7 protein-coding genes and 2 pseudogenes are annotated in these 18,331 nt (G+C 72.8%); all 9 read left to right on the forward strand.

Features of this window, described 5'->3' with window-relative positions; translation table 11 throughout:
* Positions 1 to 288 precede the first annotated feature (288 nt).
* Entirely contained in the window at positions 289 to 492 is a 204-nt protein-coding gene (locus Prubr_RS34750) for an MbtH family protein (RefSeq protein WP_212819753.1), read from the forward strand.
* A 42-nt stretch (positions 493 to 534) separates the two neighbouring features.
* Complete coding sequence (locus tag Prubr_RS34755; RefSeq protein ID WP_212819755.1) at positions 535 to 3,834, forward strand: non-ribosomal peptide synthetase; 3,300 nt, start codon at positions 535 to 537, stop codon at positions 3,832 to 3,834.
* Positions 3,835 to 3,850: 16 nt separating this feature from the next.
* Positions 3,851 to 6,427 (forward strand): non-ribosomal peptide synthetase, encoded by a 2,577-nt coding sequence (locus tag Prubr_RS34760; RefSeq protein ID WP_212819758.1) that lies wholly within the window; start codon positions 3,851 to 3,853, stop codon positions 6,425 to 6,427.
* Positions 6,428 to 6,539: 112 nt separating this feature from the next.
* A pseudogene (locus Prubr_RS38060) lies at positions 6,540 to 9,346 on the forward strand (non-ribosomal peptide synthetase); the annotation flags it as partial.
* Positions 9,326 to 13,558 (forward strand): annotated as a pseudogene (locus tag Prubr_RS37510) (amino acid adenylation domain-containing protein); the annotation flags it as partial. The pseudogenes Prubr_RS38060 and Prubr_RS37510, both read left to right, overlap by 21 nt.
* A gap of 46 nt (positions 13,559 to 13,604) precedes the next feature.
* Positions 13,605 to 14,762, forward strand: coding sequence for an acyl-CoA dehydrogenase family protein (locus Prubr_RS38490; protein WP_344141877.1), 1,158 nt, complete (start codon positions 13,605 to 13,607; stop codon positions 14,760 to 14,762).
* A 739-nt stretch (positions 14,763 to 15,501) separates the two neighbouring features.
* The gene (locus Prubr_RS37515; RefSeq protein WP_246568073.1) at positions 15,502 to 15,867 is read left to right on the forward strand and encodes an acyl-CoA dehydrogenase family protein; all 366 of its coding nucleotides are present in this window, start codon (positions 15,502 to 15,504) and stop codon (positions 15,865 to 15,867) included.
* A 14-nt stretch (positions 15,868 to 15,881) separates the two neighbouring features.
* Positions 15,882 to 17,201, forward strand: a complete 1,320-nt coding sequence (locus Prubr_RS34775) for an MFS transporter (protein ID WP_212819762.1) — start codon at positions 15,882 to 15,884, stop codon at positions 17,199 to 17,201.
* 50 nt (positions 17,202 to 17,251) lie between these two features.
* On the forward strand, positions 17,252 to 18,313 hold the full coding sequence (locus Prubr_RS34780; protein ID WP_212819764.1) for a winged helix DNA-binding domain-containing protein: 1,062 nt from the start codon (positions 17,252 to 17,254) through the stop codon (positions 18,311 to 18,313).
* Positions 18,314 to 18,331: the final 18 nt, after the last annotated feature.

Below are 18,331 nucleotides of genomic sequence, written 5' to 3' on the forward strand. Positions count from 1 at the left end.
TCGATCGGCTGCACCACTTCACACAGCGGGTCCCGGCAAAACCGAACACACACACACGGAGGCTCGCCGCCGTCCGGCGTCCCGCCGTACCCGTGATCCGACCACCAGGTCCCGGCCACCGTCCGCGGCCGCGACCGGCACGGCCGTGGGCGCACCCGGCCGCACGCCGGAACGGGACACGTGACGTGGTGCGCGCTCGGGCCCGCCGGAAGGCGTACGCGCATGCCGCCGGGACCGCCGCGACCGGCGCGGCTCCGTCGAGCGGCACCACGGGACAGGGAGATCCGAATGACCGATTCCGACGAGCGGGACGACACCCGGTACACGGTCGTGGTGAACCACGAGGAGCAGTACTCGATCTGGCCGGAGGGCCGGCAGATCCCCGCCGGGTGGCGGGCGGACGGCGTCGCGGGCACCAAGGACGAGTGCCTGGCCCACATCGCGCGGGTGTGGACCGACCTGCGGCCGCTGAGCGCCCGACGCAACGGATAGCACCCGACGCAACGGACAGCACAGGCACGGAAGGGGCACGAGATGACGTCGGGTGTGCGGGACCCGGGCGAGATCAAGCGCGCGTTGCTGGAGATGAAGATCCGGCAGCGGCTGGCGGAGAAGGCACAGCGGCAACGCATCGTGCCGATACCGCGCGAGGAGAAGATGGCCGTCTCGGAGCAGCAGCGCTACCTGTGGTTCGTGCAGCAGCTCACGCCGAAGTCCCCGGCCTACAACCAGCCGTTCGCGCTGCGGCTGCGCGGCGCCCTCGACCTGACGGCACTGCGCGAGTCGCTACGCGGGCTCGTCGTACGGCACGAGGGGCTGCGCACCCGGTTCGGCAACGACCACGGGGTGCCGTACCAGGTGATCGACCCGGCGCCGGACGACTGGCCGCTGCCGGTCGTCGAGGCCGGCGGCCGGTCGGTCCACGAGTGGGTCCAGGAGCAGGCGAGGGTGCCGTTCGACCTCGAGACCGGCCCGATGCTGCGGACGCCGCTGCTGCGGATCGCGCCCGACGACCACGTGCTGCTCCTGCTGATGCACCACATCATCATCGACGGCTGGTCGGTCGGTCTGATCACCGCCGAACTGGCCGACCGCTACGACGCCGCCGTCACCGGCCGGACGCTCGACCTGCCGGACCTGCCGATCCAACCGGCCGACCACGCGGCCTGGCAGCGGCGTTGGCTGGCCGAGGAGGTCGGCGAGAAGCAGCTCGCCTACTGGCGCGAGCGGCTCGACGGCGCCGAGGATCTCGACTTCCCGCTCGACCGGCCGCCGTCGGCGACGCCCACCGGTGCCGGCGCGGACTTCAACGTCACGCTGCCGTCCGACATCGCCAAGGCGGCCCGCGCGTTCACGCGCGACCACGGGGTGGGGTTGCTCGCCGTGCTGTACGCCGCCTATCTGGCGGTGCTGCGGCGCTACAGCGGACAGGACGACATCGCCATCGGTGGCGTGCTGCACGGGCACACCCGCTCGGAGATCGAGCCGCTGGTCGGTTACTTCGCCAACATGGTGGTGCTGCGCGCCGCCGTCGGCGACAACCCGACCTTCGGCGACCTCGTCCGCCGTTGCAACGAGACGGTCCTCGACAGCATCTCCAACCAGGACGTGCCGTTCGGGGCGGTGGTCGACGCGCTCAAGCCCGAGCGGGTGGCCGGCCGCAACCCGCTCTTCCAGGTCTGCATCGCGCTCACCGGTGCCACCATGGCGACCCGGTTCCGGCTCGGCGACCTCGCGGTGGAGCGGGTGCCGGTGCACGTCGGCACGTCCCGGTTCGACCTGACGTTCATGTTGTTCGACGGTGTGGACGGCGAGCTGCGGCTGTGGGTGGAGCACTCCACCGAGACGATCGACGCCGACCGGGCGCACCGGCTGGTCGACCACTTCACCGCGGTGCTCGCCGAGGCGCTGGTCGACCCGACCGTCCGGGTCGACGACCTGGCGCTGTTGCCGGACGCGGAGCTGTCGTCGGTGCTGACCACCTGGAACCCGACACCCCTGCCACGCCCCGCCACCCTGCTACACGAACTCGTCACCGAACGCGCCACCACACACCCCGACCACACCGCCATGCGCTTCGAGAACACCGAACTCACCTACCGCGACCTCGACCACCGCGCCAACCAACTCGCCCACCACCTCACCCACACCGGCACCCGACCCGGCACCGTCACCGCACTCCTACTCGACCGCGGACTCCACCTACCCGTCGCCGAACTCGGCATCCTCAAAGCCGGCTCCGCCTGGCTCGCCCTCGACCCCCAATACCCCGACGACCGACTCGCCTACCAACTCCACGACGCACATATCACCACCGTCGTCACCACCACCGACCTCGCCCACCGACTCCCCCACCACATCCACACCATCACCCTCGACACCGACACCCTCGACACCCAACCCACCACACCACCCACAACAGATATCCACCCCGAAGACACCGCCTACGTCATCTACACCAGCGGCTCCACCGGACGCCCCAAAGGCGTCATGGTCCCCCACCGCGCCATCGTCAACTTCTGCCGCAACATGCGCGAACTGTTCAACCTCGGCCCCGGCGACCGGGTGCTCCAGTTCTCCAACCCGTCGTTCGACGTCAGCGTCTCCGACTTCTTCACCACCTTCACCACCGGGGCGACCCTGGTCGGCGCGCCGCGGGCCACGCTGCTCGACCCCGACCGGCTGCAGACGCTGATGCGCGACGAGCGGATCACCTTCATCGACATCCCGCCGGCGGTGCTGCGGCTGCTCGACCCCGAGCCGCTGGTCGACCTGCGGGCGCTGTTCATCGGCATGGAGCCGTTCCCCGCCACGCTGGTGAACCGGTGGCGGCGGCCCGGTCGCGAGTTCCACAACGGGTACGGGCCCACCGAGGTCACCGTCACCTGCACCGACTACCTGTGCCCCAGCGAGAACCTGGACGCCGCGCCGCCGATCGGCCGGGCGATGGACAACCAGCGGGCCTACGTCCTCGACCGCAACCTGCGCCCCGCCCCCATCGGCATACCCGGCGAGCTGTACATGGCCGGCGACGGACTCGCCCACGGCTACCTCGGCCGCACCGACCTCACCGCCGAGAAATTCCTCCCCGACCCCTTCACCACCCAACCCGGCACCCGCATGTACGCCACCGGCGACGTCGTACGCTGGCGCCCCGACGGCAACATCGAATTCGTCGGCCGCGTCGACCGCCAAGTCAAGATCCGCGGACTACGCATCGAACTCGGCGAGATCGAGCACGTGCTCGCCGACCACGCCGGCGTACGGCAGGGTGTGGTGACCGTACGCGACCCCGGCACCCCGGACGCCTACCTCGCCGGGTACGTCGTACCGGAGGCCGGGCAGGACCTCGACCTGGACGAGGTACGCCGGTTCCTGTCCGACCGGCTGCCCCTGCACATGGTGCCGTCGGCGCTGCTCACCCTGGCCGAACTGCCGCTCAGCCCGACCGGCAAGGTCGACCACCGGCGCCTGCCCGACCCGACCCCGGACCGCAGCGGGTTCGCCGAGCCGGCGACCGAGACGCAGCGTCAGCTCGCCGACGTGTGGCGGACCCTGCTCGGCGCGGAGCGGATCGGGGCCGCCGACAGCTTCTTCGGGTTGGGCGGGAACTCGCTCCAGGCCACCCAGCTCATCTCCCGGATCCGGGACCGGTTCCAGGTGACCCTCGAGGCCCGCCAGATCTTCACCCATCCGACCCTCGAGCAGCTCGCCGCCCAGATCGACGAGGCGGCGCAGCCGCAGTTGGACGCGGCCGAACTCGACGCGCTCGAGGCGGAGATCGCCGGCCTGTCCGAAGAGGAGATCGACAAGTTGCTCGGCGGAGCCGGCTGACCCCCTGGAGCACGACATGACCGATTCGCAGGGCCGGCAACTCGCCTGGTGGCGGCAACGGCTGGCCGACGCGCCCGAACTGGAGTTCCCGACCGACCGGCCACGGCCGGCGCGGCCCACCGGCGCCCGCGCGGGGGCGACCCGGGAACTCCCGGACGCCCTGGCCGGCGGGCTGCGGCGGCTGGCGGGGACGGAGCCGTCCTCGTTCGACGCCGCGCTGCTCGCCGGGTTCCTGGTCGTGGTCAACCGGCACACCGGGCAGGACGACCTGGTGATCGGGTCGGCCGGGCCCGACCCGGTCGTGCTGCGTACCGACCTGTCCGGTGATCCGACCTTCCAGGAGCTGGTGCACCGCTGCCGGGACACCGTGCTCGGCGCGGCCGCGCACCGGGACGTGCCGTTCGGCACCCTGGTCGCCGCGCTCGCCCCGGACCACGTGTCCGGCCGCCACCCGCTCTTCCAGATCGGCTTCGGCGCGGCCGGTGACGGTACCCCGGCCCTGGCCGCCGGCGAACCGGATCGGGCCGGACCGGACCTCGAGATCGTCGTGGTCGACACCGACGGCGGCCTCGGGCTGCACGCCGGGTTCTCGACCGAACTGTTCGACGCCGACCGGGTCGGCCGGCTGCTCGACCACCTGGTCGCCGTCTACGCGCAGGCGGTCGACGCCCCCGACGACCCGATCGGCGAACTGGACCCGCTGGGCGCGGACGAGCGGGCGACCCTGACGGCGTGGGGAGCCGCCCGCGCCGACTTCCCCGCCGACGAATCCCTCTACCGGCTCTTCGCCGACCAGGTCCGGCGCACCCCGGACAACGTCGCCGTCACCGCCGGCGACATCCACTGGACGTACCGGGAGCTCGAGGCCCGCGCCGGGCGGGTCGCCGCCCGGCTGGCCGCCCTCGGCGTCCAACCGGGCGACCTGGTCGCGGTCTGCCTGCCGCGTACGGCCGACCTCGTCGCCGGGATCCTCGGCATCCTGCGCGCCGGGGCGGCGTACGTGCCGGTCGACCCCGACCAGCCCGCCGAACGCATGGCCCTCATCCTCGGCGACGCGGGCGTCCGGGTGGTGCTGGCACCGGCCGACGCCGACCTGCCGGCGGGCGACCACACCCGGGTGGTGCCCGAGGACCTGCCCGACGAACAGGGGCCGGTGGCCGACGTCGCCGGCGCCGACCTCGCGTACCTGATCTACACCTCCGGCTCCACCGGCCGGCCGAAGGCGGTGATGATCCCGCACCGCAACGTCGTACGGCTGATGCGCGCCACCGACGACTGGTACCGGTTCGACGAAACCGACGTACACCCGCTGTTCCACTCCGCGGCCTTCGACGCCTCCGTCTGGGAGTTGTGGGGGGCGCTGCTCTACGGCGGCCGGCTGGTCGTGGTCCCGTACTGGGTCTCCCGCTCACCGGAGCGGTTCCACGAACTGCTGCGCCAGGAACGGGTGACCGTGCTGGAACAGACCCCGGCCGCGTTCCGCCAACTGGTGGCGGTCGACGAGCGGCGGGCGAGCCGGGGGGAACTGGCGCTGCGGGCGGTCGTACTGGTCGGTGAGGCCCTCGACCCCGACTCGGTGCTGCGCTGGTTCGACCGGCACGGCGAGGAACACCCCCGCCTGATCAACATGTACGGCATCACCGAGACCACCGTCCACGTCACCTACCAGGTCCTGTCCCGGGAACTGCTGGCCCGGTGCGCCGGCCCGATCGGGGTCGCCATCCCCGACATGCCGGTCCGCGTCGTCGACGCCGCCGGCCGGCTCGCGCCGATCGGGGTGTGGGGCGAACTGCTCGTCGGCGGCCCCGCCGTCAGCTACGGCTACCTGGGCCGGCCCGAACTGACCGCGCAACGGTTCGTACCCGCCGACGGCGACCGGCTGTACCGCAGCGGTGACCTGGCGCGCTGGCTCGCCGACGGCACCCTGGAATACCTCGGCCGCGCCGACCAGCAGGTGAAGATCCGCGGCTTCCGGATCGAACTCGGCGAGATCGAGGCCGCGCTGACCGCGCATCCGGAAGTCACCGACGCCGTCGTCGTCGTACGCGGCGAGGCGGACAATCCGCTGCTGGTCGGCTACGTCGTCGGCACCGGGTACGACGAGGCCGCACTCCGGACACACCTGGCCGCCCGGCTGCCGGCGTACATGGTGCCGGCCCACCTGGTCCGGCTCGACGCCATCCCGCTGACCGGCAACGGCAAGACCGACCGCCGGGCGTTGCCCGAACCCCGGCACGAGATCGGTGCCGGCTTCACCCCGCCGACCACCCCCACGGAGAAGACGCTCGCCGCGATCTGGGCCGGCATCCTGGACCGGATCGACGCCGACCGGATCGGCACCGGCGACAACTTCTTCGACCTGGGCGGCAACTCGCTCCAGGCCACCCAGATCATCTCCCGGGTCCGGGACGCCTTCCAGATCACCATCGAGGCCCGGCAGATCTTCACCCATCCGACCCTCGAACGGCTCGCCGCCCAGATCGACGAGGCGGCGCGGCCGCAGCTCGACGCGGCCGAACTCGACGCGCTGGAGGCGGAGATCGCCGGCCTGTCCGACGCGGAGATCCAAAAGTTGCTCGGCGGAGCCGGCTGACCCTCTGGAGCGCGACATGACCAGCTCGATCGACCAGAAGCGGCGGGCACTGCTCGAACTGCGGCTCAAACAGCGCCGGGCGCTGGAGGCGGAGCAGGAACGGATCACGCCGATGCCGCGCGACGGGGGGACGCTCCCGGTCTCGCACCTCCAGGAGGGGCTCTGGATCCTGCACCAGCTCGACCCGACCTCGCCGGTCTACCACGTGATCTTCGCCCTGCGGCTGCGTGGCGCCCTCGACGTCGACGCGCTGCGCGGGGCGCTGGCCGCCCTGGTCGGGCGGCACGAGGGGTTGCGGACCCGGTTCGGCAGCCGGGACGGTGTGCCGTACCAGGTGGTCGACCCGGCGCCGGACGACTGGCCGGTGCCGGTCACCGACCTCGACGAGGCCCACCTCGACGGGTGGGTCAACGACCTGGTGCAGCGCCCCGGCGACCTGGAGCGGGGGCCGATGCTGCGCACGTGGCTGGCCCGGCTCGCCGACGACGAGCACGTGCTGCTGCTGGTGGTGCACCATATCGTCGCCGACGGCTGGTCGGTCGGGCTGCTCACCGCCGAGTTGGCCGAACTGTACGACGCCGCCCGCGCCGGCCGGACCGCGGCACTGCCGCCGCTCGCGATCCAGCCGGCCGACCACGCCGCCTGGCAACGCCGCTGGCTGACCGGCGCCCGGTTGGAGCGCCAACTCGACTTCTGGCGCGACAATCTGCGGGACCTGCCGGCACTGGACTTCCCGACCGACCGGCCGCATCCGGCACAGCCGAAGGGCGCCGGCGCGCTGATGCGGCAGGCGCTGTCCGACCGGGTCGCGGTGGCGTCTCGGGAGCTGGCGCTGGGCGAGCGGGCGTCGCTGCTGGCCGTGCTGCTCGCCGGTTTCCTGGTGGTGCTGGAGCGCTACACCGGGCAGCGGGACCTGGCGGTCGGCTCGGTGTTCTCGGGGCGTACGAGGTCGGAGACCGAGCCCCTGGTCGGCTACTTCGCGAACGCCCTGGTGCTGCGTACCGACGTCGCCGGTGACCCGACCTTCCGGGAGCTGGTGGGGCGGTGCAATGCCACGGTGCTGGGCGCGACCGCGCACCAGGAGGTGCCGTTCGGGCTGGTGGTCGACGCGCTGAACCCGGAGCGCTCGCCGGGCCGCAACCCGCTGTTCCAGGTCAGTTTCACGTTGCAGGCGGCCGGGATGACCGGCGACTTCCGGCTCGGCGACCTCGCGGTCCGCCCGGTCGACATCGACTGGAACCGGGCCCGGTTCGACATCGCGTTCGCCGTGGTGGAGAAGCCGGGCGGCGGGATCGACGCGCTGGTGGAGTATTCCACCGAACTGTTCGACGCCGACCGGATCGACCGGCTGGTGGAGCACTTCGAGGTGGTCCTGCGCGAGGCGCTGGCCGAGCCGGACACCCGGATCGGCGACCTGGCGCTGTTGCCGGACGCGGAACTGTCATCGGTGCTCACCGGCTGGAACCCGACACCCCTGCCACGCCCCGCCACCCTGCTACACGAACTCGTCACCGAACGCGCCACCACACACCCCGACCACACCGCCATGCGCTTCGAGAACACCGAACTCACCTACCGCGACCTCGACCACCGCGCCAACCAACTCGCCCACCACCTCACCCACACCGGCACCCGACCCGGCACCGTCACCGCACTCCTACTCGACCGCGGACTCCACCTACCCGTCGCCGAACTCGGCATCCTCAAAGCCGGCTCCGCCTGGCTCGCCCTCGACCCCCAATACCCCGACGACCGACTCGCCTACCAACTCCACGACGCACACATCACCACCGTCGTCACCACCACCGACCTCGCCCACCGACTCCCCCACCACATCCACACCATCACCCTCGACACCGACACCCTCGACACCCAACCCACCACACCCCCACAGTCGACACCCACCCCGAAGACACCGCCTACGTCATCTACACCAGCGGCTCCACCGGACGACCCAAAGGCGTCATGGTCCCCCACCGCGCCATCGTCAACTTCTGCCGCAACATGCGCGACGTCTTCCGTCTCGGCCCCGGCGACCGGGTGCTGCAACTGGCGAACCCCACCTTCGACGTCAGCGTCTCCGACTTCTTCGCCACGCTGGCCTGCGGCGCGACGGTCGTCGGCGCCCCGCGCGGCACGTTGCTCGACCCGGACCGGCTGCAGACACTGATGCGCGAGGAGCGGATCACGTTCGGCGACATCCCGCCGGCGGTGCTGCGGCTGCTCGACCCCGGGCCGCTGGTCGATCTGCGGGTGCTGTTCATCGGCATGGAGGCGTACGGACCGGAGCTGGTGAACCGGTGGCAGCGGCCGGGCCTGGAGTTCCACAACGGGTACGGGCCGACCGAGGTCACGATCACCTGCACCGACTACCGCTGCCCGGACGAGCCGCTGACCGGGCAGCCGCCGATCGGCCGGGCGATGGGCAACCAGCGGGCCTACGTGCTGGACCGGCGGCTACGGCCGGTGCCGATCGGGGTGCCCGGCGAGCTGTACATGGCCGGCGACGGACTCGCCCACGGCTACCTCGGCCGCACCGACCTCACCGCCGAGAAATTCCTCCCCGACCCCTTCACCACCCAACCCGGCACCCGCATGTACGCCACCGGCGACGTCGTACGCTGGCGCCCCGACGGCAACATCGAATTCGTCGGCCGCGTCGACCGCCAAGTCAAGATCCGCGGACTACGCATCGAACTCGGCGAGATCGAGCACGTGGTCAACGGGCATCCGGCGATCCGGCACTGCACCGTCGTCGTCCGCGAACCGGGCACCCCCCGGGCGTTCCTCGCCGCGTACGTCGTACCCGGGGCCGGGCAGGAGGTACGCGACGGGGAACTGCGCGGCTACCTCGCCGACCGGCTGCCGCTGCACATGGTGCCGGCCACGGTGGTGACGATGACCGAGTTGCCGCTGACCGCGTCGGGCAAGGTCGACGAGGCCCGGCTGCCGGTCCCCGAACCGGTCGGCGACGGTCGCGACGCCCCGCCGGAAACCGACACCGAACGGCGGCTCGCCCAGATCTGGCAGGGGCTGCTCGACGTCGACGCCGGATCGGTCGGGGTGCACGACAGCTTCTTCAACCTCGGCGGCAACTCGTTGCAGGCCACCCAGCTCATCTCCCGGATCCGGGACGGCTTCGGCGTCAGCGTCGACCCGCGCCAGCTCTTCGTCCACCCGACCCTGGAACAGCTCGGCAAACTGGTCGACGGCGGTGAGGTCGCCACCACCGACCGGATCGGCCCGGTGGACCTCGACGGCGCCCGGCCCGTGTCGCACCAGCAGCAGGGGCTGTGGTTCCTGCACCAGCTCGACCCGGACTCGCCGGTCTATCACATCCCGATCGTGTTGCGGCTGCGCGGCGACCTCGACGTGGCCGCGCTGCGCGGCGCACTGGCCGGGCTGGTCGGCCGGCACGAGGCGTTGCGGACCCGGTTCGTCGCCAGCGACGGCGTACCCCACCAGGTGATCGACCCGCCACCCGACGGCTGGCCCCTGCCGGTCACCGGCACGGACCCGGCCGGGCTCGCCGGCTGGATCGCCGACCAGGCCCGGCGCCCCTTCGACCTCGGTGCGGGGTCCGGCCTGCGGACGTCGCTGGCCCGGCTGGCCGACGACGACCACGTGCTGCTGATCGTGCTGCACCACATCATCGCCGACGGCTGGTCGGTCGGTGTCGTCACCGCCGAACTACCGGTGTTCTACGAGGCCGCCCGGACCGGCGGCACCGCCGCGCTGGCCCCGCTCGCGGTCCAGCCCGCCGACCACGCCGCCTGGCAGCGGCGCACCCTCGACGGCGCCCTGCTCGCCCAGCAGCTCGGCTACTGGCGGCAGCGCCTCGCCGACCTGCCCGAACTCGAGTTCCCGACCGACCGGCCCCGGCCCGCCCAGCCGGCCGGTGCCGGCGCGCTGGCCAACCGAAACGTGCCGGCGGACCTTGCCGGCCGGCTGCGGGACCTGGCCCGCGCCGAGCAGACCTCGTTCCTGGCGGTGCTGCTGGCCGGCTTCCTGGTGGTGCTCAACCGGCACACCGGGCAGGACGATCTCGTGGTCGGATCGGTGTTCTCCGGCCGGACCCGATCGGAGATCGAACCGCTCGTCGGCTATTTCGCCAACACCCTGGTGCTGCGCACCGACGTCACCGGCGACCCGACCTTCCGGGAGCTGGTGCACCGCTGCCGGGACACCGTGCTCGGCGCGACCGCGCACCAGGACGTGCCGTTCGGCACCCTGGTCGACACGCTGCGGCCGGAGCGCGTACCGGGCCGCAACCCGCTATTCCAGGTGTCGTTCACGCTCCAGACCAGCGGGGTCACCGGCGGGGAACTGAGGCTGGGCGGCACCACCGTCGAACCGGTCGGCTTCGACTGGGACCGGGCCCGGTTCGACCTGGCGATCTCCGCCGCCGACCCCGGCGAGGGTGGCGTCGACCTCAACGTCGAATACTCCACCGAACTGTTCGACGCCGACCGGATCGACCGGCTGCTCGACCACCTCGCCGCCGTCTACGCGCAGGCGGTCGACGCGCCCGACGGCCGGATCGGCGACCTCGACCTGCTGTCCGCCGCCGAACGGGCGGCCCTCGCCGGCTGGGGGGCGAAGCGGGCCGACTTCCCCGCCGACGAATCCCTCTACCAGCTCTTCGCCGACCAGGTCCGGCGCACCCCCGACAACGTCGCGATCAGCGCCGGCGACACCCGGCTCACCTACCGGGAGGCCGACCGGCAGGCCGGCCGGGTGGCGGCGCGGCTGGCGGAACTCGGCACCGGACCGGGCGACCTCGTCGCGGTCTGCCTGCCGCGTACCGCCGACCTGGTGACCGGCATCCTCGGCATCCTGCGCACCGGGGCGGCGTACGTGCCGGTCGACCCCGACCAGCCGGCCGAACGCATGGCCCACATCCTCGCCGACGCCGGTGTCAAGGCGGTGCTGACACTGCCCGACACGGAACTGCCCGACGAACACCGGAGGGTGTCCGTTGCGGACCTGCCGGACGAGGAGGGGCCGGTCGCCCCGGTCAGCGGCGCCGACCTGGCCTACCTGATCTACACCTCCGGCTCCACCGGCCGGCCGAAGGCGGTGATGATCCCGCACCGCAACGTCGTACGGCTGCTGCGCGGCACCGCGCACTGGTACGGCTTCGGCCCGGACGACGTGTGGACGCTGTTCCACTCGGCGGCGTTCGACGTCTCGGTGTGGGAGCTGTGGGGGTCGCTGCTGTACGGCGGCCGGCTGGTCGTGGTGCCGTACTGGGAGACCCGCTCGCCGGAGCGGTTCCACGAGCTGCTGCGCCGGGAACGGGTCACCGTGCTCGGCCAGACCCCGGCGGCGTTCCGGCAGCTCGTCGCCGCGGACGAGGAGTGGGGCGGGCCGTCGGACGAGCTGGCGCTGCGTACCGTGATCTTCGCGGGCGAGGCGCTGGACGTCGACTCGGTGCTGCGCTGGTTCGACCGGCACGGCGAGGACCGGCCCCGGCTGGTCAACATGTACGGCATCACCGAGACCACCGTGCACACCACCTACCAGGTGCTGTCCCGGGAGCTGCTGGCCCGCTCCGCGAGCCCGATCGGGGTGGCGATCCCGGACCTGCCGCTGCGGGTCGTCGACACCGCCGACCGGCTGGCCCCGATCGGGGTGTGGGGCGAACTGCTCGTCGGCGGCCCCGGCGTCGCGTACGGCTATCTCGGTCGGCCCGAGCTGACGGCGCAGCGGTTCGTGCCGGCCGAGAACGGGCGCTTCTACCGCAGCGGCGACCTGGCGCGCTGGCGGGCCGACGGGACGCTGGAATACCTGGGCCGCGCCGACCAGCAGGTGAAGATCCGCGGCTTCCGGGTCGAACTCGGCGAGATCGAGGCCGTGCTGACCGGCCATCCGAGCGTCACCGACGCCGTCGTCGTCGTACGCGGCGACGCGGGCAACCCGCGGCTGGTCGCGTACGTCGTCGGGGCCGACCACGACGAAACGGCGCTGCGGTCGTACCTGGCGGCGCGGCTGCCGGCCTACATGGTGCCGGCGATCCTGGTCCGGCTGGAGGCGATACCGCTGACCGGCAACGGCAAGACCAACCGGAAGGCGCTGCCGGAGCCACGGCACGAGATCGGCGCCGAATACCTCGCCCCGCGCGACCCGACCGAACGGGGCCTCACCGAGATCTGGGCCGGGGTGCTGGGCACCGACCGGATCTCCGCCGACCGGATCGGCGTGCGGGACAACTTCTTCGACCTGGGCGGCAACTCGCTCGACCTGGTGCGGCTGGCCGCCGAGGCGCGGCGGGTCTTCGACGTCGGCCTCGATCCGCGCAGCCTCTACGCCGCGCCGACCCTGGAGGCGATGGCCGGCGCCCTGGCCCGGACCAATGACCGCGCGCCGGGGCCGGCGAGCCCGCTGGTGCCGATCGTCGCCACCGGCAGCCGGCCGCCGCTGTTCTTCGTCCACCCGGTCGGCGGCTCGGTGGCACCGTACGTCCGGCTCGCGGCGCTGCTCGGCCCGGACCGGCCGTTCTACGGACTGGAGGACCCGGCCCTGCACGGCGGGCCGCCCACCACGTCGCTGGTGGAGACGGCGGCGGCCTATGTCGCGGCGGTCCGGCAGCGGCAGCCGGACGGGCCGTACCACGTGGGCGGCTGGTCTCTCGGTGGCGCAATCGCCCTGGAGATGGCCCACCAGCTGCGGGCGCAGGGGCAGCGGGTGGCGCTGGTCGCCGCCCTGGACACCGGCCTGTCGGACGGGTCGTACGACCCGGACCACGCGGAACTGCTCACCTGGTTCGTCCGCGACCTCGCCGGCATCGCCCGTACGCGACCACCGGCGGTCGATCTCGGGACGCTGCGCGCCCGGCCGGAGCCGGAGCAGGTCGCGGCGGTCGTCGCCGCCGTCGCCGACCTGGTCCCCGGCGGGCTCGCCGACGAACTCACCACCCGGGTACGGGTCTTCGTCGCCAACTACCGGGCGCTCCTGCGGTACCGGCCACGGCCGTACGCGGGCCGGGTGCTGCTGCTCAGCGCGGCCGACGAGGCCACCGACGACCTGGACCGGTGGCGGGCGGTGGTGCCCGGCGGGCTGGACCGGCGGGTGGTGCCGGGCGACCACTACACGATGTTGCAGCCGCCCAACCTGCCGGAGCTGGCGCGCGACCTGCGCGCGGGTCTCGACCAGGCCGACCCGGAGGTGCCGAATGATGCCGTTGTTCACCCCGGAACAGGACAAGTTCCGGGCCGAGGTGTGCGCCCTGCTGTGCGAGGAGGACGTGGCCGGGTCGGTGGCCCGCTGCCGCCGGCTGCCCGCCGGCGAGGAACCGGAACTGCTCGACGTCTACCGCCGGCTCGGCGAACGCGGCTGGCTGGCCCCCAACTGGGCGCCGGAACACGGCGGCCTGGGCGCCACCATGGTGGAGAAGGCGATTCTCACCGAGGAACTGGTCCGGCACGGGGTGCCGGACGTGACACACGGGCTGAGCATCGACATCGTCGGGCTCGCCATCAAACTGCTCGGCACCGACGCGCAGCGCGACCGGCTGCTGCCCGGCCTGGCCCGCGGCGAGACGTCCGCCGCGGTGCTGTTCAGCGAGCCCGGGGTCGGCTCGGACCTCAGCTCGTTGCGGACCCGCGCCGAGCCCGACGGCGACGGCGGCTGGCGGCTCTTCGGCCGCAAGATCTTCAGCATGAAGACGCAGTTCGCGGACTTCGCGGTGACCGCCGCCCGGACCACCGACACCGGCGTGAAATACCACGGGATCACGCTGTTCCTGGTGCCGCTGAAGAACCTCGCGGTCACGATGCGTCCGATGTGGAACCTGACCGAGGACCGGATGATCGACGTCACGCTCGACGGCGTCCGGGTGGGTGCCGACGACGTACTCGGCGAGGTCGACGAGGGCTGGCAGACGGTCAACCGGTTCCTGGGCCTGGAACGCACCGGCGTCGACACGGCGGCCAAGGCCCAACGACTGCTCGACGCGGTGCTGCGGCACGCCGCCGCGACGGGCCGGCTCGACGACCCGGCGTACGCCCACCGCCTGCTCGACCTGACCGCGCGGGTGCGGGCGGCCCGACTGCTCGCCTGGCGGTGCGTCACGAACCTGGTCGACGGGCGCGCCGACGACGTGCAGTCGTCGACGGCCAAGTGGCACGCGACCGAGGTGTTCAAGGAACTGGCCGTACTGGCGCCGGAGTTCACCGGCCTCGACGGCGTGCTCGACGCCCGCGACGCCGACGCCCCGGTCGACGGCATCGTCGACGCCGCCTACCGCGAGGCGCCCGGACTCACCCTCGCCGCCGGCACCTCGCAGATCATGCTGTACGTCATCGCGACCCAGGGATTGGAGCTGCTCAGGTGACCACGACCCGGGTGCACGCGCTCGCGGAGTTCCTCGACCCCGACCTGACCGCGATGGTGCGGCGGATGGCCTACCGGCCCCGGCCGGACACCGGATCGACGGACGACAACCCGGCGATCCGGGCCATGATCTGGCAGGGCCTGGTCGGGCTCGGGCTGACCGGACCGCCGCCGGACCCCGCCGCCGGTCCGGCTGCCGACGGGGCCGGCCCGGCACCGGTCGCGGACTCGCCGGTCGGCGGCCACGAGGAACTGGTCACGGTCGCCGAACAGTTGGGTGGCGCCCTCTATCAGGGACCGCTGCTGGACACCCTGACCGCCGCCGACCTCTTCCACCACGCCGGCCGGCGGGACCTGCCCGTCGACGGCGGCGTCGCGCTGGCCGTACGCGCCGACGGGGCGGCGAGCCCGGCCGAACCCGGTGCCCTCACCGTCGGGCCGGCCGGGGGCGTGCACGCCGAGCGCCGGTTCGTCGGCTTCGCCACCGAGGTCGACCACCTGCTGGTGGTCGGCACGACCGACGACGGGCCCCGGATCGCGCTGGTGCCCCGCGCCCATCCGACCGTCAGCATCCGCCGCCACGAGGAACTCGGCCAGGGCGAACTCCACCACGTACGCCTCGCCGGCACACCAGCCGTCTGGACCGCTGACGGGACCGGGTGGAGCCGCGCGCTGACGGCGGCCCGGATCCGCCAGGCCGGCTATCTCGTCGGACTCGCCCGGGGGCGCACGACCTCGCGGTGGCGTACGCCCGCGAGCGGCAGCAGTTCGGACAGCCGATCGGCCGGTTCCAGGCGATCGCGTTCCGGCTCGCCGAACTGTCCATCCATCTCGACGCCGCCCGGCTGCTCACCCGGGACGCGGCCCGCGACGCCGACCAGGGGCGCGACACGCGGTTCGCCGCCGCCCGCTGTCTGGCCACCGCCGCCGATCTGGCCCGTACGATGACCACCGAAGCATTGCAGGTGCAGGGCGCGTCCGGCCTGGTCAACGACCATGACGCCCACCTGTTCCATCGGCGGGCGGCGATCGAGTCGCTGTGGCTCGGTTCGCCGACGCAGCTGCGCGCCGAGGTGTTGCCGCTGCTGCGCGAACAACTCAGGTGACGAGGAGACCGACAGTGGACGCTCCGGAGCCGGAGAAGCGACCCGGGCGGTTGTCGCGCGACGCCGACTTCATGAAGTTCTGGTCGGCCGAGTCACTGTCCATGATGGGCACCCAGATATCCATCGTGGCCATACCGCTGCTGGCGGCGGAGACCCTGGACGCCACCGCCTTCCAGATGGGTGCGCTCAACGCGGCCCAGTTCGCGCCGTACCTGCTGCTGACCCTGTTCGTCGGGGTGTGGGTCGACCGGACCCGTCGGCTGCCGCTGCTCATCGGCACCAACCTCGGCCGGGCCCTGCTGATCGGCCTGATCCCGGTCATCGCGCTGCTCGGCGGGCTGAACGTCTGGCTGTTGATGGTCCTGGTCCTGCTGTCCGCCTCGCTGACCGTGGTGTTCGACCTGGCCTACCAGTCCTACCTGCCGTCCATCGTGGAACGTGACCAGCTCGTCGACGCGAACGGGCGGCTGGAGGGCAGCCGCTCCTTCGCCCAGCTCACCGGGCCGGGCGCGGCCGGTCTGCTGGTCGGCACGCTGACCGCGCCGGTGGCGATCGCGGTCAACGCGGCGACGTTCCTGGTCTCCGGGGTCACCCAGTTGTTCATCCGCCGGGTCGAGCCGGCACCGGCCGGGCACGACGGGCCGCGGCCGTCGGTGTTCGCCCAGATCGGCCACGGCCTGGGGCTGCTGCTGCGCAACGTCTACCTGCGGGCGCTCGGCGTCGAGGCGGCGGTCTACAACCTGTTCAACCAGATGCTGTGGGCGGTGCTGATCCTGCACCTGACCCGCGGCCTCGACCTGCCGCCGACGGTGATCGGCGTCGTGCTCACCATGTCGGGTGTCGGCGCCCTGCTCGGCAGCACCCTCTCCGCCCGGCTGGGCCGCCGGTGGGGGCTCGGCCCGACCCTGATCGTCTCGATCATGATCGCCAACGTGGCGCCGCTGGCGATCCCCGCGGCCGGCGGCCACTGGCTGCTGGCCGCCGTCGTCATCGGCGCGGCACTGCTGGTCAACGCCGCCGGCCTGGTCGTCTACAACATCCAGGCGATCAGCCTGCGGCAGGCGTCGGTCACCTCCGACGTACTCGGCCGGACCAACGCCGGCTACCGGTTCGCGGTCACCGGCACCGCCGCCATCGGCGCCGTCGCCGGCGGGGCGCTCGGTGACCTCATCGGGCTGCGCGCCACGATGGTGGTCGCCGCGCTGGGCACCATCTTCGCGGTCGTGTTCGTGATCCGCTCACCGATCCCGAAGCTGCGGGACCTGTCCGAGGTCGTCCCCGAGGAGCCGACGCCGCCGACCGCACCGGTGCCCGCCGCGCCGAAGCCCGGCTGACCGCCGCACCCGCCCGGAACACGCCGGCCCCCGGAAGCGACAATCGGGCGATGACGACACCGCCCGACATCGGCCTGCTCCGGCTCACCGCGCAGCGGCTCGCCGGCCCCGGCCCGGCCGGCCCCGCCGAGGTCGTCGGCTGGCTGACCGCCGTACAGGCCCAGGACCTGCGGGGTGCGCTCACGTCGGTGGCGCTGCGTACGACCGCCCGGAGCCTGGCGGTGGTGGAGGCCGCACTCGACGCGGGCGACGTCGTCCGGTCCTGGCCCATGCGCGGCACGCTGCACCTGGTCGCGGCCGGCGACCTGCGGTGGATCCTGGACCTGACCTCGGCCCGGATGGTCGCCCAGGCCAGGGCCCGGCGCGCCGAACTCGAACTCACCGAGGCCGTCGTCGAACGGGCCCGTGCGCTGGCCGTCGAGGCGCTGACCGGTGGCCGCCGGCTGGGCCGGCGCGACCTGCTCGCGGTCTGGGACGGCGCCGGGGTCGCCACCACCGGACAACGCGGCTACCACCTGCTGGCGCACCTGGCGCTGACCGGCACGCTGTGCTTCGGCCCGATGTCCGGCGGCGAGCAGGAGATCGTGCTCGTCGACGAGTGGATCCCGCCGTCGCCGCGACCGGACCGCGACGAGGCGCTGGGCGAACTGGCCCGGCGCTACTTCCGCGGCCACGGCCCGGCCACGGTCAAGGACCTCGTACGCTGGTCCGGGCTGACGACGACCGACGTACGGACCGGGCTGGCGGTCGCCCGCCCGGAACTGGCCGCCATCGAGGTCGACGGGACCGAACACCTGATGGCACCGGAGACCCCGGATCTGCTCGCCACCCTGCGGGCCGAGGCCGGCGACGTCTTCCTGCTGCCCGGCTTCGACGAGTTCATCCTCGGCTACGGCGACCGGACCGCCGTCGTACCCGCCGAACACGCCGACCGGATCGTGCCCGGCCGCAACGGCATGTTCCAGCCGACCGTGGTGAGTGCCGGCCGGGTGGTCGGCACCTGGAAGCACACCGGGCGGGCATCGAACCGCACCGTACTGGCCACGCCGTTCACCGCCTTCACCACGCAGGTCGAGGCCGCGATCCCGCAGCGGTACGCCGACCTGCCGTGACCCCGGGCGGTCCCGGCG

The organism is Polymorphospora rubra, assembly GCF_018324255.1.
Classification (GTDB): Bacteria; Actinomycetota; Actinomycetes; order Mycobacteriales; family Micromonosporaceae; genus Polymorphospora; species Polymorphospora rubra.